Source organism: Alteromonas sp. S015, assembly GCF_036864485.1.
GTDB lineage: Bacteria > Pseudomonadota > Gammaproteobacteria > Enterobacterales > Alteromonadaceae > Alteromonas.
The window spans coordinates 141,592-165,434 of the sequence record NZ_JAZETO010000010.1 but is presented as its reverse complement, the minus strand read 5'-3'; the positions used below and the strand labels follow the sequence as shown (position 1 = coordinate 165,434).

21 protein-coding genes are annotated in these 23,843 nt (G+C 46.3%); 18 read left to right on the top strand and 3 right to left on the bottom strand.

Annotated elements, in window-relative coordinates; translation table 11 throughout:
• The first annotated feature begins 98 nt into the window (after nt 1-98).
• The 18 genes from V7R42_RS18115 (at nt 99) to V7R42_RS18030 (ending at nt 19,402) form a co-directional block, all read left to right on the top strand.
• Nucleotides 99-2,384, top strand: coding sequence for a FepA family TonB-dependent siderophore receptor (locus V7R42_RS18115; RefSeq protein ID WP_334021832.1), 2,286 nt, complete (start codon nt 99-101; stop codon nt 2,382-2,384).
• A 102-nt stretch (nt 2,385-2,486) separates the two neighbouring features.
• Complete coding sequence (locus V7R42_RS18110) at nt 2,487-3,263, top strand: DUF3450 family protein (protein ID WP_334021830.1); 777 nt, start codon at nt 2,487-2,489, stop codon at nt 3,261-3,263.
• A complete protein-coding gene (locus tag V7R42_RS18105; protein ID WP_334021828.1) occupies nt 3,260-4,636 on the top strand; it encodes a MotA/TolQ/ExbB proton channel family protein in 1,377 nt (458 codons plus the stop codon). The genes V7R42_RS18110 and V7R42_RS18105 overlap by 4 nt, the downstream gene beginning before the upstream one ends.
• A complete protein-coding gene (locus tag V7R42_RS18100) occupies nt 4,636-5,022 on the top strand; it encodes a MotA/TolQ/ExbB proton channel family protein (RefSeq protein ID WP_014951025.1) in 387 nt (128 codons plus the stop codon). The genes V7R42_RS18105 and V7R42_RS18100 overlap by 1 nt, the downstream gene beginning before the upstream one ends.
• A 2-nt stretch (nt 5,023-5,024) precedes the next feature.
• A complete protein-coding gene (locus tag V7R42_RS18095) occupies nt 5,025-5,432 on the top strand; it encodes an ExbD/TolR family protein (RefSeq protein ID WP_014951024.1) in 408 nt (135 codons plus the stop codon).
• 18 nt (nt 5,433-5,450) lie between these two features.
• Nucleotides 5,451-6,071 carry an energy transducer TonB gene (locus V7R42_RS18090; RefSeq protein WP_334021823.1) on the top strand — a complete coding sequence of 207 codons (621 nt, stop codon included), beginning with the start codon at nt 5,451-5,453 and terminating at the stop codon, nt 6,069-6,071.
• Between the two features lie 65 nt (nt 6,072-6,136).
• The gene (locus tag V7R42_RS18085) at nt 6,137-7,510 is read left to right on the top strand and encodes a tetratricopeptide repeat protein (RefSeq protein WP_334021820.1); all 1,374 of its coding nucleotides are present in this window, start codon (nt 6,137-6,139) and stop codon (nt 7,508-7,510) included.
• Nucleotides 7,507-7,809, top strand: a complete 303-nt coding sequence (locus tag V7R42_RS18080; RefSeq protein ID WP_334021817.1) for a hypothetical protein — start codon at nt 7,507-7,509, stop codon at nt 7,807-7,809. The genes V7R42_RS18085 and V7R42_RS18080 overlap by 4 nt, the downstream gene beginning before the upstream one ends.
• A gap of 1 nt (nt 7,810) precedes the next feature.
• A complete protein-coding gene (locus V7R42_RS18075) occupies nt 7,811-9,427 on the top strand; it encodes a PepSY-associated TM helix domain-containing protein (protein WP_334021815.1) in 1,617 nt (538 codons plus the stop codon).
• On the top strand, nt 9,424-9,774 hold the full coding sequence (locus tag V7R42_RS18070; RefSeq protein WP_334021813.1) for a DUF3325 domain-containing protein: 351 nt from the start codon (nt 9,424-9,426) through the stop codon (nt 9,772-9,774). The genes V7R42_RS18075 and V7R42_RS18070 overlap by 4 nt, the downstream gene beginning before the upstream one ends.
• A 144-nt stretch (nt 9,775-9,918) precedes the next feature.
• Entirely contained in the window at nt 9,919-10,518 is a 600-nt protein-coding gene (locus tag V7R42_RS18065) for a PepSY-associated TM helix domain-containing protein (RefSeq protein WP_334021811.1), read from the top strand.
• 46 nt (nt 10,519-10,564) lie between these two features.
• Nucleotides 10,565-11,095 carry a DUF2271 domain-containing protein gene (locus tag V7R42_RS18060; RefSeq protein WP_334021809.1) on the top strand — a complete coding sequence of 177 codons (531 nt, stop codon included), beginning with the start codon at nt 10,565-10,567 and terminating at the stop codon, nt 11,093-11,095.
• 55 nt (nt 11,096-11,150) lie between these two features.
• Nucleotides 11,151-11,984 carry a DUF4198 domain-containing protein gene (locus V7R42_RS18055; protein WP_334021806.1) on the top strand — a complete coding sequence of 278 codons (834 nt, stop codon included), beginning with the start codon at nt 11,151-11,153 and terminating at the stop codon, nt 11,982-11,984.
• Nucleotides 11,985-12,096: 112 nt separating this feature from the next.
• On the top strand, nt 12,097-13,494 hold the full coding sequence (locus tag V7R42_RS18050; RefSeq protein WP_334021804.1) for a flavodoxin domain-containing protein: 1,398 nt from the start codon (nt 12,097-12,099) through the stop codon (nt 13,492-13,494).
• A gap of 306 nt (nt 13,495-13,800) precedes the next feature.
• Entirely contained in the window at nt 13,801-15,492 is a 1,692-nt protein-coding gene (locus V7R42_RS18045) for a carbon starvation CstA family protein (protein WP_334021803.1), read from the top strand.
• 270 nt (nt 15,493-15,762) lie between these two features.
• Entirely contained in the window at nt 15,763-16,932 is a 1,170-nt protein-coding gene (locus V7R42_RS18040; protein ID WP_334021801.1) for an SO_0444 family Cu/Zn efflux transporter, read from the top strand.
• Nucleotides 16,933-17,079: 147 nt separating this feature from the next.
• A complete protein-coding gene (locus V7R42_RS18035) occupies nt 17,080-18,162 on the top strand; it encodes a CNNM domain-containing protein (RefSeq protein ID WP_334021800.1) in 1,083 nt (360 codons plus the stop codon).
• Nucleotides 18,163-18,214: 52 nt separating this feature from the next.
• Entirely contained in the window at nt 18,215-19,402 is a 1,188-nt protein-coding gene (locus V7R42_RS18030; RefSeq protein ID WP_334021799.1) for an energy transducer TonB, read from the top strand.
• Nucleotides 19,403-19,421: 19 nt separating this feature from the next.
• Here V7R42_RS18030 and V7R42_RS18025 read toward each other — a convergent pair whose 3' ends face one another.
• The 3 genes from V7R42_RS18025 to pdsS all read right to left on the bottom strand — a co-directional run bounded on the left by V7R42_RS18025 (nt 19,422) and on the right by pdsS (nt 23,809).
• The gene (locus tag V7R42_RS18025) at nt 19,422-20,651 is read right to left on the bottom strand and encodes a hypothetical protein (protein ID WP_334021798.1); all 1,230 of its coding nucleotides are present in this window, start codon (nt 20,649-20,651) and stop codon (nt 19,422-19,424) included.
• Complete coding sequence (locus tag V7R42_RS18020; RefSeq protein ID WP_334021796.1) at nt 20,651-21,418, bottom strand: methylamine utilization protein; 768 nt, start codon at nt 21,416-21,418, stop codon at nt 20,651-20,653. The genes V7R42_RS18025 and V7R42_RS18020 overlap by 1 nt, the downstream gene beginning before the upstream one ends.
• A 222-nt stretch (nt 21,419-21,640) precedes the next feature.
• Nucleotides 21,641-23,809 carry a proteobacterial dedicated sortase system histidine kinase gene (gene pdsS, locus V7R42_RS18015; RefSeq protein ID WP_334021795.1) on the bottom strand — a complete coding sequence of 723 codons (2,169 nt, stop codon included), beginning with the start codon at nt 23,807-23,809 and terminating at the stop codon, nt 21,641-21,643.
• Nucleotides 23,810-23,843 lie beyond the last annotated feature (34 nt).

Below are 23,843 nucleotides of genomic sequence, written 5' to 3'. Positions count from 1 at the left end.
AACACCATTTGAAAAGACAAGCCGTGCGTAACAAGACACAACATTTTGACATGGCGAGTCACTGACTGGCCAACACTCAACTCATTAAGGATTATCAAATGCCTGCAAATGGTAAGCGCATAATTTTGCTAGGAACCCTGTTTCCCATGTTGTCAGCGAATGTGCTGGCGCAAAGTGAAGAGATAGAAACGCTCGATACTACCGTTGTGCAATCAGCGTCTGAAGAGCTGAAGCAAGCACAAGGCGTCTCTATCATCACGGAAGAAGATTTCAAACGTCGCCCTGTTACCAATGATATCGCCGAAATCGTAAGAACTATGCCGGGTATCAACCTAACAGGTAATTCAAGCTCCGGTCAGTACGGCAACAAACGTCAAATAGACATTCGTGGAATGGGGCCTGAAAACACGCTTATTTTAATTGACGGTAAGCCGGTGTTGTCGCGCAACTCTGTAAAAATGGGCCGCTCAGGTGAGCGAAATACTCGTGGTGACAGCAACTGGGTACCAGCAGAAGCGATTGAGAGTATTGAAGTTATTCGTGGTCCTGCCGCTGCTCGGTACGGCTCAGGTGCATCTGGTGGTGTAATCAACATCATCACTAAGTCGCCTGACGAAGCTTCCACTTCTATCACTGCTCAGACTGAGCTTTCTTCAAATAAATACGAAGGCGATAACCGTCGTTTTAACCTCGTTACCAGTGCGCCCTTGTCAGAACGTTTCTCTCACCGCACCATTGTTAACTATAACGAACAAGACGCTGACGATCCGCAAATCAACTTAGATGATTCCGGACTAAATAGCCGCGGCACTGCTTACGCGGTTGGCGCTGGCCGAGAAGGTGTTGAAAACATTGATGTGCGAACATTGGTTAGATTTGACCAAGATGATGTTCATCGTTGGGATTTCGAAGCGGCCTATAGTCGCCAAGGTAACCGCTACGCTGGTGATAATGCCTTTCAGGGTGTAAGTTTCCCAGTTGATGATGAAGGAAACCTTGTCGACATTGATTACGATGCGCTGGATGATACTGACGCTCAAAACCTAATTGGTGAAGAAACACTAGTCATGCATCGTCGCACACTTGGTATAACACATAATGGTGAATATGACTTCGGCGATTCGTTTAGTTACATCCAATACGAAAGCACGTCTAACAGCCGGTTAGGTGAGGGCTCTGCCGGTGGCGGCGAAGGTCGGATTAACAGCCTTGAAATGACCACCATTAAATTAGAGAACATTACGGCAAAGACCGAGTGGAATGTGCCGTTAACATTAGGTGGGTTCAATCAAACCGCAACGTTTGGCGCGGAGTACCGCAAAGAGACCCTAGACGATTCAGTGAGCAACCAGCTTTCTCTGAACGTGGTTGATGATGGCACTATTCCTGGCGTAGAGACTGACCCAGCAAATCGCCCATCTGAAACCGATGCCACGCTTGTGGGTGTGTATGTTGAAGACAACATCATACTAACGGATTCAATCACACTAACGCCTGGACTGCGTTTTGATGATCACAGCAAAGCGGGTACAAACCTTAGCCCGAGCTTGAATGCATCATGGCAGGCATCGCCTAATATTGTGGTTCAAGGTGGTATTAGCCGTGCTTTTAAAGCCCCAAACCTTTATCAACTAAACCCTAACTATGTGTACTACACCCGTGGTAATGGATGTCCGGTTGACTTCTCTAACTTGGGCGGCGGATGTCACATTCTAGGAAATCCTGACCTAGAGCACGAAACCTCGGTAAACAAAGAGATTGGTATTAATTACACCAACGAAGAGGGCTTGAACGCGGGTATAACGTACTTCCACAACGACTATAAAGACAAAATTGGCACCGGCAATGTTCCGCCTGAGTATGTGTTGCCTGGCGAAGAAGGTGGCGAGGCAAACGTTCAGGTATTCCAGTGGTTTAACGTTCCTGAAGCCGTTATTTCTGGCCTTGAAGGTAACTTGTTGTTCCCTGTAACCAGCACTATTGAGTGGTCGACCAACTTTACCGTGATGCTTGAATCAGAAGATAAATCTACTGGCCAGCCATTATCTATCGTTCCTGACTACACCGTGAACTCGCTAATAAGCTGGCAAGCCACCGATGCACTTGAGCTTGTGCTGAGCGCTCAACACTACGGCGAAACAGAAAGTCCTACGGCCAGCGTAAACTCTGGCGCCGTTATCGAAGCTGATGATCGCGAAGCCTATACCATCACCAACATTAACGCCATCTATCAGTTCGACGAAAACTTAAGCTTCAATGTATCGGTCAAGAACCTGTTTATGGAAAGCGTTAAGCGTGAAGGTACACAAGCGTCTAACGCAGGGGCCAATACCTTTAATGAACCAGAGAGAAGCTTCTTGTTGTCTGCTACTTACCAGTTCTAATACTTAGCAAGCAGTAACAAGACATTAAAAATGCCGGCCTCGATAGCGATATCGATGTGCCGGCAATCTCATTAATTCAGCTAAGAGATGTAAGGGATTTGAATGAAAGTTAAAAGAAGTGCAGCGCTTTCTTTTGTACTGGTATCACTTGCCGTGCCTTCATCAGGTATCGTGATGGCAGCAACAAAAGCCAGCGATATTGATGGGCTCACTGAAAAGTGGATTAGCATTGAGCGCCAGACGCAAAAGCTAGAAAACGAGTGGCGTGAATCAGAGCCTGCATTGCGTCAGCGTATTCAATTGCTTAAAGCTGAACGAACTCAGCTGCAGAGTATGATTGACGAAAGTAAGGCTGCAACCACCGACGTAGAAGCCCAGCGAGAAGCACTTCTTTCTGAGCAAAGTGAGCTTGAAGCGCAACAGGGCGGGGTAGAGCGTGCTTTGACTGGGGTAATAGGGCAAGTAGACAGCCTTTACTCGTCGCTGCCTGAAATTATTCGCCAGACGTGGGATAAAGAGCAAGCCGAATTAGCGGCTGATGCCGACACGTCAAATAAGCTTCAGGTCACCCTGGCAAAACTTTCATCCCTTGCGCAATTCAATAGCAAGCTTCTGGTTAACGAAACCGTAATGCGTGCGCCCGATGACAAAGATGTATTAGTTAAGCAGTTCTTTGTTGGCAGCAGCTATGCGTGGTTTACCAACGCCGATGGTCAATATCAGGGATCCGGTCGCGTTCAAAACGGCGAGTGGCAGTGGCAATTTAGTGACAACGTAGATAGCGAAGCGGTGGCCCTTGCCGTCGCTATTTTTGAGAAAAAGCATGAACCTGATTTTGTTTCTTTACCACTTACGCTGGCTAAAGGAGAAGGCGAATGAAATGCTTATCTCACATTCTCTCAACATATAATCTAATCTTGAAATCCTCTCTTATTGTAGCATGTGTTGCTTTATGTGCAGCGGTAGTTTGTGTACCTGCAGTGGCTGCGCCTGAAGATAGCATGCTGGCCAATATCAAAGAGGCGAAAGCGCGTCTGGATCGCACAGAGAGTAAAATAAGCAAGGAGCGGGTAGCGCTGGCTAATGAATTGCGCGCACTTGAACAGCAGGTAATGAAACTGCGCAATGAAACCACGGTCGCCCGCCGTAAAATGGACGAAAGAACCCTTAGTCTTTCCCAGTTGGAAAATCGCCTATCAAGTTGGAGCGAGCAACAAGAGTTCCAACAAAATCTGTTGAGTCGTTTCCTGCTTCAAACCGGTGTAGACAGTCTGTCATTAAGCGAAATGAGCCTGTCTGACAAAGTCCAAAAAGTGGGTGAAAAAGCGAAAGCGTTTGCCAATCAACAAACCCCTAATTTCAGTGCAGGAAAGGTTGTACTGGCGAATGGCGAAGTGACCCAAGCAAAAGTGCTTACTCTTGGCCCAGTGACGTGGTATCTGGCGCAAGCACAAAACGTTGCGGGTACGGCAGAGCGTAAGCAAGACCTGTTTACCTCTACGTCCACGTTTTCAGATACGGATACCGAAAGCCTTGCAAGCTTGGCAAGCAGCGGCAATGGAAGCATCAAAATAGATCCTACCCTTGGCCGCGCAGCTACACGCGAGCAAGCGTCAGAAGGGGTAATTGAACATGTTGTGAAAGGCGGAGTGTGGGTGATCCCTATCGTGTTGTTTGCCCTTCTCGCTACGCTTATCGCACTGTTTAAAGTTATTCAGCTATGGCGCTTACCTAAGGTTAAGCAAGTAGCATCAGGCAAAGCTCTGGTAAACATGGTGGGCAGTTCAGGTGTGGGCTTCTTTGATGGCATGCAGCGCGAGTTGTATGACATAACTAAGCGTGCAAGCACGCCAACTGAACGCGATGATGAACTGTTTTCTGCACTCCAGCAGGACAAAATTAAGCTAGAAAAATACAACGGCACCATTGCTGTAACTGCTGCCGTTGCACCCTTGCTAGGTCTTCTAGGTACGGTAAGCGGCATGATTGAGACCTTTAGAATGATGACGGCATTTGGTTCAAGCGACCCCGAAGTAATTTCTGGCGGGATCGCTAAAGCCTTGGTTACGACAGAGTTAGGCTTAGTTGTGGCCATACCGGCATTAATTCTAAATGCCGTACTCTCTCGCAAAGCGCGACATTACTACGAAGAGCTCGAAAGTTTCGCGCTTGTACTTAGCAATGACGAGCCTGACGTTGCTGAGAAAAGCGACCAAAAGAGTGATGGTCACAAGCAAGCGAGCGCAAGCTAATGATTGAACAGCTAGCGGGGAATGCATTGTGTTGGTTAATGCTGCTGGTGGCATGGTTTGCTTACCAGCAAATCTTTGTGTTGTTTACTACACGCAAAGAGATAGCCCAAGTGCGTGATGGAGAGAAAGAGCTAACAAAGCGAGAAATGGTACCTGCCGTACTGGTTAGTGCCCTGCCCTTGATGGGGCTGCTAGGCACTATTGCAGGCCTACAAGTGAGTTTCACCGGAATGATGTCGTTAGGTGTCGATAGTCAAGTCGTTACTGGTGGCATTGCCGATGCACTTTTTACCACGCAACTTGGCTTAACCTTGGCTATCCCTGGCTGGCTTTTGTTGATGTTTGTTAATGGTGCGGTAAAGCGCGCCGTAGCGAGGGAGGCGTAAACATGGCAAGTCGATTACAGCGACGCCTTGAAAACCAGCAAGCGCAAGGCATTGATATGTCTCCGCTACTAGACGTGGTTTTTATACTTTTAATTTTCTTTATCGTTTCAACAGTGTTTGTAAAAGAGACTGGGGTAGAGGTAGATAAACCACAGGCGATATCAGCACAAAAGCTCGATCAAATGGCCATTATGCTGGCAATTACCCGAACCGGTGAAGTGGTGTATGACAGTGCCAATATCGGCGTGAGTGGTGTGCGCTCTACCGTTGAGCAATTGCTGATGAAAGAACAACGCCCAGTAGTCATTCAGGTAGATAAAGCCGTTCGCTCTGAATTACTGGTAGAAGTCATAGATGAAGCCAAACTGGCGGGTGCCGACACGGTAAATATCGCCACTTTGAAGCCATAGCGAACGAGGCAAAATTCAATGAAATACAATCTTCAACCTTCTCTACTTAGCGGTGCGGTGCTCGTTAGTGCACTTGGCGTTATGTGGCTAGGGCACTTTTTGTCTAATCTGCAGCCCGACACTATGGTAGTGCGCAAGTTAGACATTGCGGTAACGCCTCCACCGCCGCCGCCCCCTAAAACGCAAAATGTAGTAGAAGAAACTGAACTTGTTATGCAGGTAGAAGGCAGTGGCGCCGTCATGACCATGGCGGATTTAAGTGTTGAGCCAGATATTCAAGTGCCAAAGCCCGACATGCCAAATGTGAAAGTGACCCAAACTCAATGGGATATGCCTGATATTGAATTGGATGCCTTCGGGCTAAGCGAACTGGATTCAAAGCCTACCTTGCTGACACCGGTTAAAATACGGTTCCCCAAGCGTCTTAAAAAACAAGGTATCAAGCGGGTGATTGTAAAGCTCGACGTGATTATTGACGAACACGGCAACGTAAAGCTGGTGGATATTGTCGAGAACCCGCATCACGAGCTCAATAAAGAAATCATGCGTTTTGTTAAAGCCAGCAAATTTACATCGCCCTACAAAGAAGATGAAGCGGTGAAGGCGCGTTTTATTTGGCCAGTGGTTATAGAGGCCTGATAAAAGCCTAGTTTAGCGCAACAAAGCAAAATAGAAGCGAAAGAATGTAGAGGTTGATTGTGACAATGTTAAAGAAGATTACAGCCGTAACTGTCCTCAGCTGTGTAGTAAGCGCGCTGGCTTTTGTTAAGCCGGTAAGTGCAAAAGTAACGGTGGAGTTGGAAGAACCCGATTTGCAGTTTGTTCTGCGCCAGCATCATAGAGATGATCATCGTGAACGTATATCCCGTGAAGAAGGTGAGTTTATCGGGCGTATTCAGGCAGACTTGCAAGCAGGTAATTATTCAAACGTTGCCAGCGCATTTGCTACGCAGGATATTTCCCAATTTAGTCCACGCCTACGTGAGCTTTACGGACAAGTGCTATTGAATGAGAAAAACTACGCACTTGCCGAAAAAGTGTTGTTAGACGTCATAGACGCTATGCCAAACCTTCCATCGGCGCACAGAAGTTTGAGCATGGCGTATTTAATGACGGATAAATTAGCCAAAGCCCGCACTCATTTAGCTAAAAGCGTAGAACTAGGTATTCAAGATGCCCAACTTTTCGGGCAGCTAGCCTATACCAATGTTCAGCTCGGCAAACCTGTCACCGCTATTGGTGCTTATCAAAATGCGTTGATGCTCGAACCTGAAAACAAGCAATGGTATCAAGGTTTACTGTTCGCGCTTATTGAAAGTAACGCACTTGCCCAGGCTGAAAGCTTGCTAAGCGAAATGTTGGTAGATGATGAAAGCAACCAGCAGCTTTGGCTTCAACGGGGGCAAATAGCGTTAAAGCAGGGGGATATGGTGAAGGCGCTGAGCAGCTTAGAGACTGCCCTTTCTTTGGGTGACCGCTCGCTGTCGAACTTGATTTCAGTGGCGAAATTACACGTATCTGACGGCAGTCCGCGCCGCGCCGCAGACATACTGGCCACCCATGCGAAGACTTTCATCACCGACAAAGAAGGGGAAGGCTTTGAGGCTTATTCTAAAATAGCGGCTTACCTAGCGGCCAACGAGCAATGGTCTGATTTAAGTAAATTAACGCAAGCTGCCGACAACAGTGTGAAAAAGCTCACGACCTCTCAAGCAGCTACGCTTAATGTACTTAAAGCTCAGTTGGCTATGGGCAAAGGGCAAAGCAAAACGGCAATTTCCCTGTTAACCAAAGCCATCGCTGATGCCCCTGACAATGGTGAGGCGCTGTTGTCTCTTGCTTCACTCTATCGTCAACAGAACAACGTCGAACGTGCCAAAATGACCTATCTACGAGCAGAGTCACTCGCCGACGTTAAACAGCGCGCTATGCTCGGACGTGCGCAAATTGCCATTGATCAGCGTCAGTACCAAGATGCACTTACACTTTTACGACAAGTTTATAAATCGTACCCATCTCGCTCTGATTTACTTGGCAACATCCAGTCTCTGGAAAATCTAGTGAAGAACACAATATGAAGAGCCAAACGGTAGAACGCGTCACCATAAATCGGGAACGATTGGATGTCGCACTTAGAACGCTGATTGCTGTTGCATTGGGCTACGCTTTTTCAGCATGGCTAAGCAGTGCTATCGCCAATTTTATAGGGGCTGAAGGACGAGAGCACGAAGTGCTGGTAAGAATGCTGTTCTTTTGTGTTTACTGCACCTTCATTCTTTTTACGTTCATCTTCGATACAACCAAAAAGGCGTCCATCGTAATGACAGCGCTCTCTGCGTTAGCCTTATGTCTTTATTCAATTAGTACAGGGCTTTAGCATGAAAGGGAATGTCAGAAAGTCTATGACGTGGCTTCATACTTGGAGCTCGGTACTTGTTGGTTGGTTACTCTTTGCGATTTTTTTCACCGGTACGCTGTCGTTTTTTAGAACCGAAATAACCTATTGGATGCAGCCAGAACAACACGCCGCAGTACCCAGCGAAAAGGCGCTAGAGCTCGGTTTACGTTATCTTGCGATCAATGCGCCCAATGCAAGTGAATGGCAACTCTCACTACCAGATGCGCGCTCGCAAACGCTCGATTTGTCGTGGCGCGACGCCAATGTAGGTAACGAGCGCCGTCGAGGTCCACGGGTTATGTTGAACCCGTCCACGGGTGAAGAGATAAAAGTAAGAGAAACGGCTGGTGGCAACTTCCTTTATCGCTTTCATTTCGAGTTATACGGCATAGACAGAACCGTTGGACGTTGGATAGTAGGCGTAGTTAGCATGACGATGTTTGTTGCTATTATCAGCGGCGTCATCATGCACAGAAAAATCTTTGCCGATTTTTTTATGTTCAGGCCAAAAAAGAAGCTGCTGAGCTGGATAGATGGGCACGCCATTAGTGCGGTATTAGCGCTTCCATTTCATATCATGATCACCTTTTCTGGATTGATTCTATTAGGCGCTACGCTATTGCCTTTTAACAGCGAGGAGCGCGTGCGAAACCGTCCTCAAGGTACAGAAGTACGCCAGAATGCGCAGCAGCAAAATCTAGCTTCACCAGACATTAATGCCTTATTGGCCTTACCTATCTCTTCGATGATTGCTCACGCCGAGAGCACATGGCAGGTGCCGGTTGAAAGCCTATCTATTTCTCATCCGGGTAAAGCTAACGCTCAGTTTACGCTAAGTGGGAACAACAGAACGCAGTTAAGTGCGGGGCGTGGAGGAAGTAGTGCACTGGTATTTAACGCACAAGGCGAAGTCATTAACGAGCGCCCAGCCTCAGTAGCCGCTAACGCCAGTCAGGCGACGTATAACTATTTGGATATGTTACACCAAGCGCGCTTCGCCGATACCCTCACACGCTGGCTGCTGTTTTTTGCCGGTATTCTGGGTACCATTATGGTGGGAACGGGCTCTGTTTTGTGGGTAGTGAAACGGGCAAAGCAACAGCTTGGAGAGTTTAGTTTTGAATTGGTCAGAGGCAGCAATATTGGCAGTATTGCAGGGTTAATGTGTGCGACCGGTGGCTATTTTTGGGTAAACAGGCTGCTTCCTGCTGATCTCACGTCTCGAAGCTTATGGGAAATTAAGGTGTTTTTCGCAATATGGCTGGTGTGTGTAGTTGCAGGATTTATTTGGCGAGACAGAAAAGGGTGGGTAATTCAACTTGGCTTTGCAACAGTGTTGTTTGCGCTTGTCCCTTTGCTTGACCACGTCACCTCAGCTACAGGCCTTGATTTTGCGATTGCAAACGGCGATAGCCTAAGAGTGGGTTTTGACCTTATGTGCTTAACACTTGCGGCGGTACTTGGCTATGCTGCTTACCACGTCAAAAGAGCCAAAGCCGTGAAAGCAAGACGGGTGAACAGCACACCATCACCTAAACGAAAAGACAGAGTTCGCCAAGATAAGCCGCAGGGTAAAAACAGCGAGGCATTGATATGAGTATCGTTCTGGATGTGGTCTTCGCGTTTGTCCTTACTTATTTGAGTTTCTTATTACTCTCACTTGGCAACAAGAAGCATGCCGGTATCACCCGATTAACCAGCATACCTTCACCATTACTGATAATAGTGCTTCACTGCTTAGCGTACTTCCTTATGGCGATAAGCCTCATAAACTGCATAGACGTGTGGAAGACAGAAATTGGCGTGGTGGTGTGGGTTGGGCTTTTGCAGCTTGCAAGTGTGCTGGTTTCAGCAACGTTTACCTATTTCCCTGCCATTTACACCGTGCTGTGTAATTACCTATTGCTTGTCGCTTTTTGGGGGCCTCGTTTACGCGAAAAGTGAAGCAATACTTAAAAGTTGTTGAGCAAAAAATACAATAATGAGAATAAATCTCATTTACATTGAAAATGGCGGAAATATCTGTATTATCTAGCCCGTTGAATTAATCAATATCACCGAGTAGTACAGAGAGTTAGCGACGAAATTATGAGTTTTTCTTTAGGCGGCATCCGCCAATGGCACTGGATTAGTGGCGCAGTCTGTCTGGTCGGAATGATGTTATTTGCCCTAACGGGGATTACGCTAAATCACGCTGCAGACATCCCAGCTAACAGAACTGTAACGTCAGCTGAATCAAGCTTACCACCGTCGGTTGTCGAACAGTTGGTTTCTCTGGATACCGGTGACATAGCCATTCCAAGTGAACTTGTAACGTTCATGCAGGCGCAAGAGGGCATTTCACTACCTTCATCGGTAAAGGGGGAGTGGGATGGTATTGAGTTTTATGCCGCTTGGCCTGGACCCGGTGCCGACAGTTGGATTGCAGTAGATACTGAACTTGGCACCGTGACTTATGAAAACGTTGATAGAGGATGGATATCTTATTTCAATGACCTGCATAAAGGGCGGAATACAGGAAATGCGTGGCGCTGGTTTATCGATATCTTTGCGGTTGCCTGCATTATTTTTAGTGTAACTGGGCTGCAGTTATTAATGCGTCACTCGAAAACGCGCGCGTCTACCTGGCCCATTACTACGCTCGGTGTACTCATCCCGTTTGTCATTATTTTACTGTTCGTGCACTAGCGCAACGCTAGTGGCACTTACCTACACAATTTTTAGGAGTGTTTACATGAAAATGCGTAAAGGCGCAGTTATCGCATCGACTTTATTGAGTATGACATTTGCCTCTGGTGCTATTCACGCAGCGAGCCAAGCCAAGCTTGACGTGGCCTTACCGCAACTTGATGTGGCTGAATATCACAAACCTTATCTTGCCGTGTGGATTGAAGACAGTAAACGCCAGGCTACTCAAGTCGCCGTATGGTACGACGTTGAAATGCGTGAAGACAAAGGGAAAGAGTGGCTTAAAGATTTGCGTCAATGGTGGCGTCGTGGTGGGCGCAGCCTTGATTTGCCTTATGACGGACTTACCAGTGCAACAAAAGGCCCAGGCGATTACAGCCTTGATTCGCAGTTAAATAAAGCGTTAGCAGAACTGCCAGAGGGCGAATACACGCTACGCGTTGAGGCATCAAGAGAAGTAGGCGGAAGAGAAGTACTGTCTCTGCCATTTTCATTACCGCTATCTGCTGCGTCACTACCGGTCGAGGTGAAAGGAAATTCAGAACTTGGGCGTGTAGTACTGCGTCTGGAAGACTAATTTGCTGAGTCGCTGATTCAACGCTCACTCAGTAGAGATCTAATAAGAGGACATTATGAAAAAACTATCAGTAAAAGCTTCAGCCATTGCGCTAGCAGCAACACTTGCCGTGTCATTTTCAGCCAGTGCGCATCGCGCGTGGTTACTTCCAAGCTCTACCGTACTTTCAGGTGAAGAAGCGTACGTAACGTTTGATGCTGCTATTTCAAATACTATTTTTCACCCTGACCACTTTGCAATGAATGCCAGTAACTTAGTGGTTCAACCTCCAGACGGCGAAGCCGTAGATGTAGAAAATATGGCGCGCGGTAAGTACCGAACCACGTTTGATTTGAAATTAAACAAAGAAGGTACATACAAACTGACGTCTGCCAGCAGCGGTATTCGCGCCTTTTGGCGAGATGAAGAAGGCAAGCGCAAGATGTGGCCGGGCCGTGGTGAAGAATATAAGCCGGAAGAGTTCGCAACAGCCGTGCCTAAGAAAGCGAAAGATCTACGCGTCACGCAAAGTTCTCGTCGGGTAGAGACATTTGTTACCTTAGGTGCGCCAACTACTAAGGTTTTCACACCTGATAACGTGGGGTTGGAGCTAGTGCCAGTGACTCACCCTAATGATTTATTTGCCACCGAAACGGCAACGTTCAAGCTACTTATTGACGGTGAGCCTGCGGTTGGCGCCGAAGTGGAAGTGGTGCGCGGTGGCATGCGCTACAGAAATGATCAGGAAACGATTGAAGTCACGTCAGACAAAAATGGTCAGATTGAAATTACATGGCCACAAGCCGGTATGTACTTCGTAGAAATTGGCTATGAAGACGATAAGGCGCAAAAGCCTGCAACGTCTCGTAACGGCAGCTACTCAGGCACATTTGAAGTACTTCCGCTGTAATAACCGCACGTTATTGCGCTGCTAGGGGCTGTAAACATTCTTTGAATACGCAGAGAGCAACAGCCTCTTAAGCCTTTAGCTTTACCAATAGAGCAGTATAAAAGATAAGCACATGACAGAAACACACCGTCTACTCATAGCAATAGTAAGCATTGGCCTGTATATGCTGTGGGTAGCGGTGTTATTTGTTAAACATAGAAAGCAAACCAACTATGCGGTAAAAGGTGAGGAGACCCTTGTCGTATACGCAAGTCAAACTGGTACGGCTGAAAAAATTGCTCGCGCGAAAGCGGCGGCGCTATCACAGCAAGAGCAAACGGCGGTAGTGTCTATGGCATCTTTGAAACTCAACACGTTAAGTAGTGTGTCAAAAGTCATTTTTGTTGTGAGTACCTACGGTGAAGGCGAGCCCCCTGATGCGGGCAGAACCTTTAGTAAAGCGCTAAAAAAAGCGTCGTCGAGTCAATCTGATTACCTGTCCCATTTGTCTTTTGAAGTTGTGGGGGTAGGCGATAAGCAATACGCCGCGTTTTGCCAGTTCGCGGTTACATTGTTTGATAATATCAGTGCGCTAGGTGCGCGTGCGCTTTCTCCGCTAACGACATTAGATTCAGGGGAAGGTGAGCATTTGTCTTTGCTTGGTTCATTGCCACAGGATGAGCAGCACCCCACCCATGCTTTCACGCTGAAAACACGGGTTCAATTAAATGACGTAAGTCAAGCTTCTGGCGAGGCTGCAAACGAACCTTTCAATCACTCTGAGAGCAAACCTTCAAACCCAGTATCGCCAGGCCTGTTCGGCTTGTCTTTGAACGTTGACCATTCGAATCATACACAAGAATTATATGAACAATGGGAAGCGGGGGACGTATTGGAAGTGCTTATTCCTCAGCAAGGGGAATCACCGATGGTAAGCCGAAGCTACACCATAGCTTCGGTACCACAAGAACACGACGTAAAGCTTGTAGTTAGACAGCTAGTAAAAGACAACGGTGAACTTGGGCTAGGTTCTGGATTACTTACCCGTTCTTTACCTTTGTCTCAGTCAGTACAGGCCCACATTCGAAAAAATACCAGCGCGATTATTACTAATACTCAGTGCCCATTGTTATTAATTGCTGCGGGAAGTGGCATTGCGGGGGTGCGAGCTCAGCTTGCAAAACGCGCATTGCTTGAGAACGCTGGGCCAGTTTGGATATTTTTTGGCGAACGTCATCCCACACAAGATGATGTACTTGATAAAACACTATCGCCTTTCCAGAATAGTGACTGTATTTTTAAAAAGTCAGTTATTTTCTCCCGACAAAAAGGTGGTGGCTATGTTCAACAGCGTCTTGTTGAGCAGCTAGATGAGGTCAAGTCCTTCTTAGGCGATACCGGACAAGTATATGTATGTGGGCATTTTGAGGGAATGGGCCAAGGCGTTGATATAGCTTTGCAGTCCATACTCGAAGCGCAAGCATACAACGCGTTAGCTGACGAAGGACGTTATCACCGCGACCTTTACTAATGTGTAGAACAACCAGTAATTAATGTCTGCCTTACGCTTTCCTGTTCTACCGTTGAATCATCGCTAATAAACCTCAAAAGCCTTACAGCTAAATCTCAAACTTTGAGTTAGACTTTAGTCTAATGTGCCAGGCCCTTGCCTTGTCGCATGGTTAAATATGCGCAACAGTACATTGGGCCTACCTTAAATAGGTGTTTTCTTATTCAGGTATGACCTTTCGTCACCGATAATTGGTGTAATGTTTCAACTGACAATAAGAAAATCAACAGGCTAGGGCCTGTCGATAAAACAAATTAGGACGACAGTATGCAGTCTATTGCCATTGTTATATCGGGCATCATCGGAATGTTGCTCGGTTGGTTCGTATATTCGAAGTTTATTGCGAGCCGCATATTTAAGTTGGATGATAGTTTTGTAACACCAGCCCACACAATGAAAGATGGGGTGGACTTTGTTCCTACCAATAAAGTGGTATTGTGGGGGCACCATTTCACTTCCGTAGCGGGAGCAGCTCCCATTGTAGGTCCAGCTATTGCGGTTTATTGGGGATGGGTTCCTGCGGTACTTTGGGTTGTGTTCGGTACGATATTCTTTGCTGGTGTGCACGATATGGGCGCCTTATGGGCCAGCGCACGTCACAAAGGCAAATCTATGGGCGCTCTGTCTGAAACAGTCATCGGAAAACGCTCTCGTTCACTATTTATGATAGTGATCTTCCTAGTACTCTTAATGGTTAATGCGGTATTTGGCGTGGTTATCGCGAACTCATTTGTTTCCCAACCCAATGCGGTATTCCCAGCTTGGATGGCAATCGCTGTTGCATTGGTCATAGGTCAATTGCTAAAACGTAACTTCAGTCTTATACCCTTGTGTATTGTGGGAATTATTGTGCTTTACGCTTCGGTGTATGCGGGCAGCCATATCCCGCTAAGCCTGCCTGAAACCATGTTTGGTTTAGCCGATAAAGCAAATTGGATCATCATTCTCTTTGTTTACGCCGCTATTGCTTCCCTACTACCAGTTTGGATGTTGCTACAGCCGCGTGACTTCATCAACGGCATGCAGCTATTAGTGGGCCTATTTTTACTTTACGGTGCCGTCTTCTTTGCCATGCCGGATATCACAGCGCCAGCATTTAACACGCAAACGGCGGTAGATTCACCAAGCCTTATCCCGCTGTTGTTCGTCACTATTGCGTGTGGTGCTGTTTCTGGTTTCCACGGCATTGTGTCTTCAGGTACCAGCTCTAAGCAGCTAGACAAAGAGACAGATGCACGCTTTGTTGGTTATTTGGGCGCGGTCGGTGAAGGCTCATTGGCACTTATTACCATTGTCGCGGTTAGCGGTGTGGCGTTCGCAGCTTCACCTGAAGAATGGCACGAAGTATACAGCCACTTGGGTGCGGGTAGCGTGGGTGCATTTATCACTGGTGGTGCGAACCTAATTCAGCAAGGTTGGGGATTGCCGGTAGATTTCTCTTCTACGATTCTTGCGGTAATGGTTGTTCTATTTGCAGGCACCACCATGGATTCGGGGGTGCGTCTGCAGCGCTACATCATCCAAGAATGGGGCGATATCTATTCAATTAGTACACTTAAGAACGGCGTGGTCGCAACGCTTGTAGCGGTTGGATGTTGTCTGTTACTGGCTTTCGGTGCAGGTGGTGCGTCAGGCAGTGGCGGTATGATTATTTGGCCTTTGTTTGGTTCTACTAACCAGATACTAGCCAGTTTAACCCTGTTAGTAATCTCGGTTATGCTGATTAAATTAGGCCGACCAGCGAAATATACGCTTATTCCAATGGTGTTTGTACTAATCATGGCCTTCTTTGCTGGGCTTATTAAACTTAAAGAATACTACGTTGAAGGTAACTATCTATTGGTGTTCTTAGACGCAGTAGTACTTATTGTGTCTGTGCTTGTTATGCTTGAAGCTTTCTCCGTAGTGTCAAAACTTAAAAAGGAATCGAAGCTCAAAAAAGAGCAAACCAACGGATAAATCGCTAGCGACAACGTTTTTCATGGTTGACCTCGTGGTTAAAATCACACTTTCGAGACTGTCAACATTCGGCCAGTGCATTTGTACTGGCCATTTTTCTTGCCTTTAAAAGCAACATGCACTCGTACAAATCAGGTTAATCAGTTTTGCTGATTTTCTGTCATACCGCATATCTGTTATTATACTTATCGTTCTAAAACATCGTTATTCTTGTTGTCAAAAGCTACGTTCTTCAAAGTGACTTTTCAACAAAATAACCTGCGAGGCTTTGTGTCAGATATCATTTTACTTGGACAAAATTTCCTAGCACTTTTCGTTGAATCCGCGCCTTGGCTACTTCTCGGTTTGCTTGTGGCAGGTATCATGCACGAATTGGTACCCGTTTCGTTTTTGGAAAAGCACATGGGAAGCTCATCGTTTGGCTCAATTACTAAAGCCGCAGTTATTGGTGCGCCTTTACCCCTGTGCTCTTGCGGTGTTATCCCTGCGGCACTGGGACTTAGACGCAGCGGTGCATCTAAGTCTTCAACTATCTCGTTCTTGGTTTCTACGCCTGAGACTGGTGTGGACAGCGTTTCTGTGTCCTACGCATTGCTTGGGCCGTTGTATGCTATTGTTAGACCCATTGCGGCCATTACAAGCGCCATTTATGCTGGTTTGATGGTACGTTTTTTCGCAGAAGCAGAAGTAGCTCAACAACGACATCCTAAGGTGACGCAGTCATCGTGCTGTGGGTCAAAGCAAGCACCTAAACTAGAACCACAAATATGGGCCAGCACGTCCTGTTGTGCAAGCGAAAAAACACATGCTCATAACCGCGAAAGCACAGACAAGCCTCAACATGAGTCTTCGCCTTCGAAAGTTACAAGCGTACTTTCATATGCCAGTGGCAAGTTACTTGAAGACATTGTGATATGGTTATTAATTGGTTTAGCACTTGCCGCAGCAATTAAAACGTGGGTACCCACCGACTTTTTAACGCAATGGGGGGACGGCGTGGTCGCCATGCTTGTTATGGCGATAATCGGCATTCCTATGTATATATGTGCTACAGCGTCAACACCACTCGCGGTTGGGTTTCTTGCGGCGGGGTTATCGCCCGGTGCTGTTTTAGTGTTTTTAATGGCGGGACCCGCCACTAACGTATCAACGATGGGAATGATCAAACAAGAAATGGGCACGCGAACGTTAGTGCTTTACCTTTTCAGTGTTATCTCTGCGAGTATTGGTTTTGGTTACGCACTGAACTACCTGGTATCTTCGTTTTCTTTAGCCTCTATGATCAAAACGCAAAGCCATGTTCATGAGCACGGTGCAGACGTTCAAGTGATTTATGGGCTATGCGCGATTTTATTGGCGGGGTTAATGTTAAGGCTGGGTCTGAAAAAGCTGCAGCAACACCGTCATAACCAAGAGCAACATTCGGCGTGCTGCGGCTAACAGTAGCCCAGCGGATGCCTTTCATAATAAAGCGCTCAAATGATATTCATAGAGCGCTTGTATATCCCGCTCTATTATCCATAATAGTCGTTCAACTAATTAAAATTAAAACGCGTTTAAACCTACAAGGACGCTTGGAATAACTACATGCTTTTACTTATTGTGTACGTCTTCATTGCACTGGGCTTTTCTTTTTTGTGCTCCATTGCAGAGGCTGTGATTCTGAGTGTTTCGTCCGCTTATATCTCTGTGTTAGAGAAAGAGGGCAAAGCCAGTGGTGCGCTATTACGTAAGCAAACCGATAATATAAATACCCCTTTATCAGCTATTTTAACGCTGAACACTATCGCCCACACTATGGGAGCTGCCGGGGCCGGTGCGCAAGCGGCAGCAGTATTTGGTGACGCCTATCTAGGCGTTATTTCAGCAGTCCTTACACTCCTTATTCTTATTTTTTCTGAGATTATCCCTAAAACACTTGGTGCAACCTATTGGCGAACACTAGCGCCAGTCACCGCATATTTTCTTAAATACCTATCAATTGTACTTATGCCGTTCGTTAAAATGTCTGAGTTAATGACGAAAGGCTTTAAAGAAGACAGCCCACTTCGCGGGTTAAGCCGCAGTGAGCTACACGCCATGGCAGAATTGTCTGGGCAAGAAGGTCAGCTAGCTAATCACGAAGCGGCGTTTCTGCAAAGTTTGTTAAGTTTGCACGAGCTGAAAGTGAAAGATGCGATTACCCACCGCACGGCGCTATTTAAAGTATCTGAGTCGATGACGGTAGAAGGCTTTTTCCACAAGCATGCCAATATAGAGTTTTCTCGTATCCCCGTGTTTGAAGACAGCGACTCAGAAAACATTACGGGCTTTGTTATGCGTTCTGATCTATTGGTGGCACAAGCCAGAGGCAACACTGATAAGCCGCTTTCTGAATACGCCAAAGATATGGTTACCGTGTTGAACACTATGCCGCTGTCAGTCACCTTCGAGCACTTCATCAATAAGCACGTGCATATGTTACTGGTAGTTGACGAGTACGGCGGTTTAGAAGGGGTGCTTACGCTAGAAGATTTGCTTGAACGATTGTTGGGTGTCGATATTGTAGATGAAAAAGACACTACGGTGAGCATGCGTAGGCTCGCTAAGATGATGATGAAACGCAAAGAGCAAATGATGATTAAAAATGTCCCTGATGCGTCACTTGAAAAGTCAGCGAACAAGAAATAACCTTATTGCCAAAGTTCGTTAAACGTTTAGCCCAATATTAAGGATGATAAATATGGTTAAGGCTATATCGACTAAAGCTTTGTCTAACAGAGTGGTTCACACACAACTGCCAACGCGCGAACGTACGGCTAAGCGACCCTCGGTGGTTTTAGCTGTGTTATTCGCGACAGGCTATATCTCAAGTGTAACCGCACAAGAACTCAGTATTCCCTGTGATGAAGCAGAAGAAAGAGCCCTGGCTGAAGCGAAAGCTAATGAAGTGGAGCGAATAAGTGCATTTGCTCCTGCTACCCCTCTAAAACGTGTGGACCCCAGATACCCAGCTACAGCCATAAAGAAAGGGCGTGAAGGATGGGTTAGGCTGAGCTACGTTATTGATGAGGAAGGTAAAGTTAAAGACGCTGTCGTCGAAGACTTTTTTGGAAGTCCAGCTTTCAAAAGAAGTGCGCTATCTGCGGTTAAGAAGTGGCAGTATAACCCTGCGATAAAAGATGGCGAACCCACACAACAATGTCATCAGGCTGTTCAAATGGATTTCGTTATAGGAGGGAAAACTGGGGCCACACGTAAGTTTATCAAAGCGTATAAGAATGTAGATGAAACTTTTAGAGCGGGCAACATTGAAGCGGCCGATGAAGCACTTAAAGCGCTGTTAAATTGGGATACGCTGAATCGTTATGAAAACACTTGGTTGCTTAGCTTGGAGTCGCAGATTGCAAATGCAAAAAATGATAGCGATAGAGAAGTACAAAGCTTAACTCGATTACTTGCAAGTAACGGTAGTAAACGCTTCAATGATATGGTGTTTGAGGAAGACTATGTGGCTTACGTGCTGCAAAGAAAAATTCTTCTCGATGCCCATCGCGGATATTACGCCGCTGCATTAGAGTCATATAGTGCGCTTCAAGAAATGCAGGAGCAAGAAACGCGTATTGAAGAAATTGCCCCCATAATTAGCCAAATTGAAGAAGCTATTGCGTCTGAGCAGAACTTAATCGTGCCCGTAACTATGAGAGATGATGGGAAATGGTTCCATACTCTAGTCCGAAGCAAGTTTGCATTTAACAATATTCAAGGCGAACTTGATACGGTTGAAGTACGCTGCGATTCTCATCGAGAAAAATTCACGGTTGCCGAAGCGCATATTTGGCAAATTCCAACTTCGTGGGGGCAATGTCAGGTGATGGTGAAAGGCGACAGCGAAACAAAATTTGATTTAATTGAAGTGGCAAGCGGCTAGGTAGCGTGCCTATGCTTTTTTAGTGGGTTAATGTGAACGCCAGTTGAAATAGTTGCTCTCTATAGTCCTCGTCGGATTGGAAAAAACGTAAATTCTCCTGATGCCCTGAATTTAATTGCCACTCTGTGCTAACGGATAAATAAGCGGTAATGTCGTACCTTACGCTAACGGTAAAGGCGTTACCTCTGCTCCCATTCGGGTCATACATAACATCATCGTTATCTATCACCTGATACCAGTCCCCACGCATGGCTAAAGTTAAATCTTCCCAGCCTAATTGCTTTAGGTTGTATTCCGCACCGATATACGCACTGGAAAAATCGTTGTCTACGATATGCTCTCCCATCAAAGTGTCACCTATTAGGACTTGAGAAAACACCGTTAACTCAGGTCGTGGTAAATATCGCAGTGTTAATGAATGAAAACGCGTATGCCAGGCATAAATGCGGTCTGGGTCAACAATGTTCGGGTCTGCATTATTGTCGTAATAGTAATAACGCAACTCGGCCTTTCTAGCATAAGCTAAGTGAGCTCCTACGTAGTACCCAAACCGATTGTCAATTTCCCTGAAGGGTTCCGTCCATGCCGGTGCGTTTAACTTATCTTCATCGACGACGCCTGGAATGGGGAGGAAGTTTACGCGATCATTATAAACGGACTGCCTGTCGTGAAGGGCAAACCCTCGCCAAGAAAGCAGAGTGCCGGTGGTATCATTACCTTTGAATACACTGCCCAATACTTTCCATGACCAAGGGCTTCTTATCTGCCTGCCGCTTTGTCGCAGGCTTACTTCGATGCCGCCTGTTCTTAGTTCTTCGCCTACCCAACTATTAATTGCTGAGTTGCTTAAAAAGTGAGGCGATAACCAACCTGCGTCGACATTTTCTACTGAAAGTGCGGGAAAGAATGCGCCTATTTTTACTTCAGGTTTTATGCTTGAAGCGCTCAAGGGACGATACTTAAGATAGAGCTCGGAAAATCCAACTTTTTGCTCTCCATCGCTATAACCATTAATCACGCCAACCGCTGACCAATTATCAACTAGCATAACGTCTGATGCCACTATAGCTTGAGAGAGCTGAACGCCATTGCCCTCATATCGCTGATGACTTATTCCCATTTGCTGAAAGCTTCGCGAATCATCTTTTGCCACAAAGCTTGTTCTGAATCGTGTCTGGGTTTCTGCGTGAACTTGAAGTGCCAAGCCAGTGCCAAGCAAACAGACAGCTATGGTAAAGACATTATGCATTAATAATCGCCAAATCCTTCGTCGAATTCATCATCACTGAAAACCGTATCAAGAACAAATTTGTATTCTTGCGAGTTGGTGATATGCAATGTGGAGCTACTAAATAGTTTCACATCGGGTTGCTGCGGATGCCAGGTCATTACACTGTACTCACCTACCGGCAGTGAAACATTCATTACACCTTGTTCATTGGTTTTCGCAAAAAATGGGCTGTCGGTTACCACAATATAGCCCAGCATCCAGTCGTGAATATTGCAGCCAATATCTACAATGCCAGCTTGCTCAAAGCGAAGCGGTTCAGCGGTAAACTCTTTATAGAGCTTGAGCTCAAATTGCTTTGTGGGGGAAAAAGAGTAAACGTGATGAAAAAGGTTATCTGCATTTGGAAACGAAATATCTGTACCTGATTGAACAACAAGCACGTGAGGCGCAAATTGCTTATCAATTTGGTTCATTATAGCGGGATTATTGTCACGCTGTGGTAGTGATGCGAGCGTAAAGTTCGGTGTTAGGGTCAACACCATATCTTTCACAGGCTTCCCATTGGCATCGCTAACATATATCGAAATGCTTGGCTTTGCTGATAAGGATGTATCAGCGGCCTCTGCCAAAGAAAGGGTAGCGCCGACTAGTAATAGAACGCTCGACTTCAATGTACCTGTGATAAAACTCGTCATGTTGAACGTGCTCGCCCTTCGATGAGAAGTAAAGAAAATAGAAAGCGCAAATGACACGGTTTTAATTAATAATTTATCGTTTTTTTGCATTGTATTTCATTCTTTAAAATGTCGGTACTCTTTGTTGTGTCACCTTGATGTAGAACCACTATACCTGCGGTGATACGCCGCGATTACGAACATTTTAAATCTCGCTGAGTGGGTAATGACCTATGCGGACTGGTATAAGCCATGTGCGCGATTTTCGCTATTTGTATAGCAACGTTTATTAGACTTTAACTATAGACCGAGTTGAACGTTTTTTTCTTTCATTTACATCAAGGGAAAGCGCGCGCTGACAACTACACCCGTACTGTCCTTTCGATTGGATAAAGATAACTGACCTTTGTGGAAGATCATAATGATGTTGGCAATATAGAGCCCCAACCCTAAATGTGGGGATGAGGCGTTTTGCACATCGTTTTCTTTTCTCACTGACACCATAGATTGAAGCAACTGAGACTTCATTCCTTCGGGAAGAAGCGGCCCGGTATTACTGATGGTTAATTCAGCTTGCTTGTCTTTAACCGTGATACTGACTTGGATCTCGCTCTCTTTCTCACTGAAATCAACGGCGTTAGCGATAATTTTATCGAACATTTGCGCAGTAAGCTCCGGAGAGCCAAGTATCCGCGCAGTATCTGTATTATGGGCAAGGCTAAAGCGCCGATTGCTGTAGGCATGTTCGTAGCCAGCGAGACATCCTGATATCACTTTAACTAAGTCGAAAGGCTCTAAGTCTTCTTGCTGTATGGCCTGTTCTAATCGAGTCGCTTCACTCATACTGTTTAATATCGTGCTTAGGCGGTTTACACCCGACTGGGCCCTTTCTACAAATACTGCTTGTTGGTCGGCGTCATTCACCTGAGTCAGCATATCCAGCGACGACTTTACCACGGCGATGGGCGTTCTAAGCTCGTGAGACAAGCGTGATGCCATATTTTCTAAATAAGAGTTGTACTGCTGCAATCGCGAAAGCACATCCGCAAATGAACGAGATAAATCACCAATTTCATCACGCTGATTTGATACCGGCAGGGTTCCAATGATTTTGCCATTGTCATCAATCACTGCTTCGGTGTTATCGCGAAGGGAGCGAATGCGGTTTGAAATTCGCGTCGCGAATAACAGTAATCCTAACGTACCTATGGTCATTACTGCCAAAATTACGTGAAAGAGCTGCTCTAATGCTCGGTTTCGCAAGGTGCGAATGCCATTTGTCGTCTGTTCTACGATAACGGCACCCATCACGTTGCCTTCAATGAAAATGGGATAGGCAGCAGAAAGTACAATAGCTTTGTTATCTGGTGACAAGCGCCATAGTGAGTCGGGTTGACCATTAAGCGCCGTGCCTAAATCCTGCCCTACCAATGCATAGGCATCGTCTAGTTCGTCGATAAAGTCGGCAGGTGGCTGTGTAAGAATTTGATAGTAAATCGGTAGTAACCACTCACTTTCAATCCAATCCCAAATAATATTGGTGGATCTTTCTTTTTCATCAACTTCAATGCCTGTAGCCGATTGAATGTCACCAGCCCGAGCGAGTACCCGCTTGTGCTTATCTACTACCCACACCCTTGAATCGGCATATTTTAAACCTGCCAGAATACGCTCAATTTCAGGGGAAGGGGTGATGACTGTACCTAGTTCAGCGAGCTCTTTTGTGTTCGCCGTACCTAAAGCGTACTGCTTCAATCGACTTGTGTGGTCGTCTATGTCGACAATGGAAAATGCTAAGCCACCCGTAGTCATGGAAAGTGGGAAGCGCAGTTCAATGTTATAGCCTGTGGCAGTCTCTTGCCAACGGCCTTGAATAGAGAGCGCGTTCTCTACCGCCCTCGTCGTCGTTGTGTTATCTGCGAGCTTGTACGCATTTACCCAGCCGCTTTCATATGGGGCAACAACATATCTTGCTAATTCACCCTGCGGGGTTTCCATGCCCACAAGTAAGTGGTCGCCTGTCTCCACGCTTAAACTGTTGGGTTGTCGCCAAAGCAGCACGTCATCGCTAACTTCAAACATAGCATATAAAAATTGACCGTAGCGTCCCACCATATGCTTAAACGACAAGCTGGTGGGTTCACCCGCATAGCCATTGTAATACTCAATGACTTCGGCACTGCCATACTCACTCATTAACTCACTGACTTGCTGCCAGTCGTTAAGTTCGCCATCAAGCCGAATGGGGGACGGGATAGGAGGCGCGTAAAGATCTGTTCCAGGGCGTACGTTTTGAAGATACGCCGATTGACTATCAAATAAAGCTGGACGCTCGTGAAGTGCAGTGGCAACAGCTCGCGCCGTGCCAACCATGGTTTGTTCTTGACCGTTTCGCAGATACTGTTCAAGCTCCCATACATAGTTATAACCCAAGTAGGGGATGGTGAATAAGAACAGCGACAGCACCATAAGCTGAAGACGAATAGAAAATCGAAATCCCATGTTTTTAGTCGGTTGCCCTTATCTTTTAATCAGA

Bases quoted from the DNA above. Each gene is read 5' to 3' on its own strand.
- V7R42_RS18115 (WP_334021832.1), top strand. From the start codon at position 99: ATGCCTGCAAATGGTAAGCGCATAATTTTGCTAGGAACCCTGTTTCCC.
- V7R42_RS18110 (WP_334021830.1), top strand. From the start codon at position 2,487: ATGAAAGTTAAAAGAAGTGCAGCGCTTTCTTTTGTACTGGTATCACTT.
- V7R42_RS18105 (WP_334021828.1), top strand. From the start codon at position 3,260: ATGAAATGCTTATCTCACATTCTCTCAACATATAATCTAATCTTGAAA.
- V7R42_RS18100 (WP_014951025.1), top strand. From the start codon at position 4,636: ATGATTGAACAGCTAGCGGGGAATGCATTGTGTTGGTTAATGCTGCTG.
- V7R42_RS18095 (WP_014951024.1), top strand. From the start codon at position 5,025: ATGGCAAGTCGATTACAGCGACGCCTTGAAAACCAGCAAGCGCAAGGC.
- V7R42_RS18090 (WP_334021823.1), top strand. From the start codon at position 5,451: ATGAAATACAATCTTCAACCTTCTCTACTTAGCGGTGCGGTGCTCGTT.
- V7R42_RS18085 (WP_334021820.1), top strand. From the start codon at position 6,137: ATGTTAAAGAAGATTACAGCCGTAACTGTCCTCAGCTGTGTAGTAAGC.
- V7R42_RS18080 (WP_334021817.1), top strand. From the start codon at position 7,507: ATGAAGAGCCAAACGGTAGAACGCGTCACCATAAATCGGGAACGATTG.
- V7R42_RS18075 (WP_334021815.1), top strand. From the start codon at position 7,811: ATGAAAGGGAATGTCAGAAAGTCTATGACGTGGCTTCATACTTGGAGC.
- V7R42_RS18070 (WP_334021813.1), top strand. From the start codon at position 9,424: ATGAGTATCGTTCTGGATGTGGTCTTCGCGTTTGTCCTTACTTATTTG.
- V7R42_RS18065 (WP_334021811.1), top strand. From the start codon at position 9,919: ATGAGTTTTTCTTTAGGCGGCATCCGCCAATGGCACTGGATTAGTGGC.
- V7R42_RS18060 (WP_334021809.1), top strand. From the start codon at position 10,565: ATGAAAATGCGTAAAGGCGCAGTTATCGCATCGACTTTATTGAGTATG.
- V7R42_RS18055 (WP_334021806.1), top strand. From the start codon at position 11,151: ATGAAAAAACTATCAGTAAAAGCTTCAGCCATTGCGCTAGCAGCAACA.
- V7R42_RS18050 (WP_334021804.1), top strand. From the start codon at position 12,097: ATGACAGAAACACACCGTCTACTCATAGCAATAGTAAGCATTGGCCTG.
- V7R42_RS18045 (WP_334021803.1), top strand. From the start codon at position 13,801: ATGCAGTCTATTGCCATTGTTATATCGGGCATCATCGGAATGTTGCTC.
- V7R42_RS18035 (WP_334021800.1), top strand. From the start codon at position 17,080: ATGCTTTTACTTATTGTGTACGTCTTCATTGCACTGGGCTTTTCTTTT.
- V7R42_RS18030 (WP_334021799.1), top strand. From the start codon at position 18,215: ATGGTTAAGGCTATATCGACTAAAGCTTTGTCTAACAGAGTGGTTCAC.
- V7R42_RS18025 (WP_334021798.1), bottom strand. From the start codon at position 20,651: ATGCATAATGTCTTTACCATAGCTGTCTGTTTGCTTGGCACTGGCTTG.
- V7R42_RS18020 (WP_334021796.1), bottom strand. From the start codon at position 21,418: ATGCAAAAAAACGATAAATTATTAATTAAAACCGTGTCATTTGCGCTT.
- pdsS (WP_334021795.1), bottom strand. From the start codon at position 23,809: ATGGGATTTCGATTTTCTATTCGTCTTCAGCTTATGGTGCTGTCGCTG.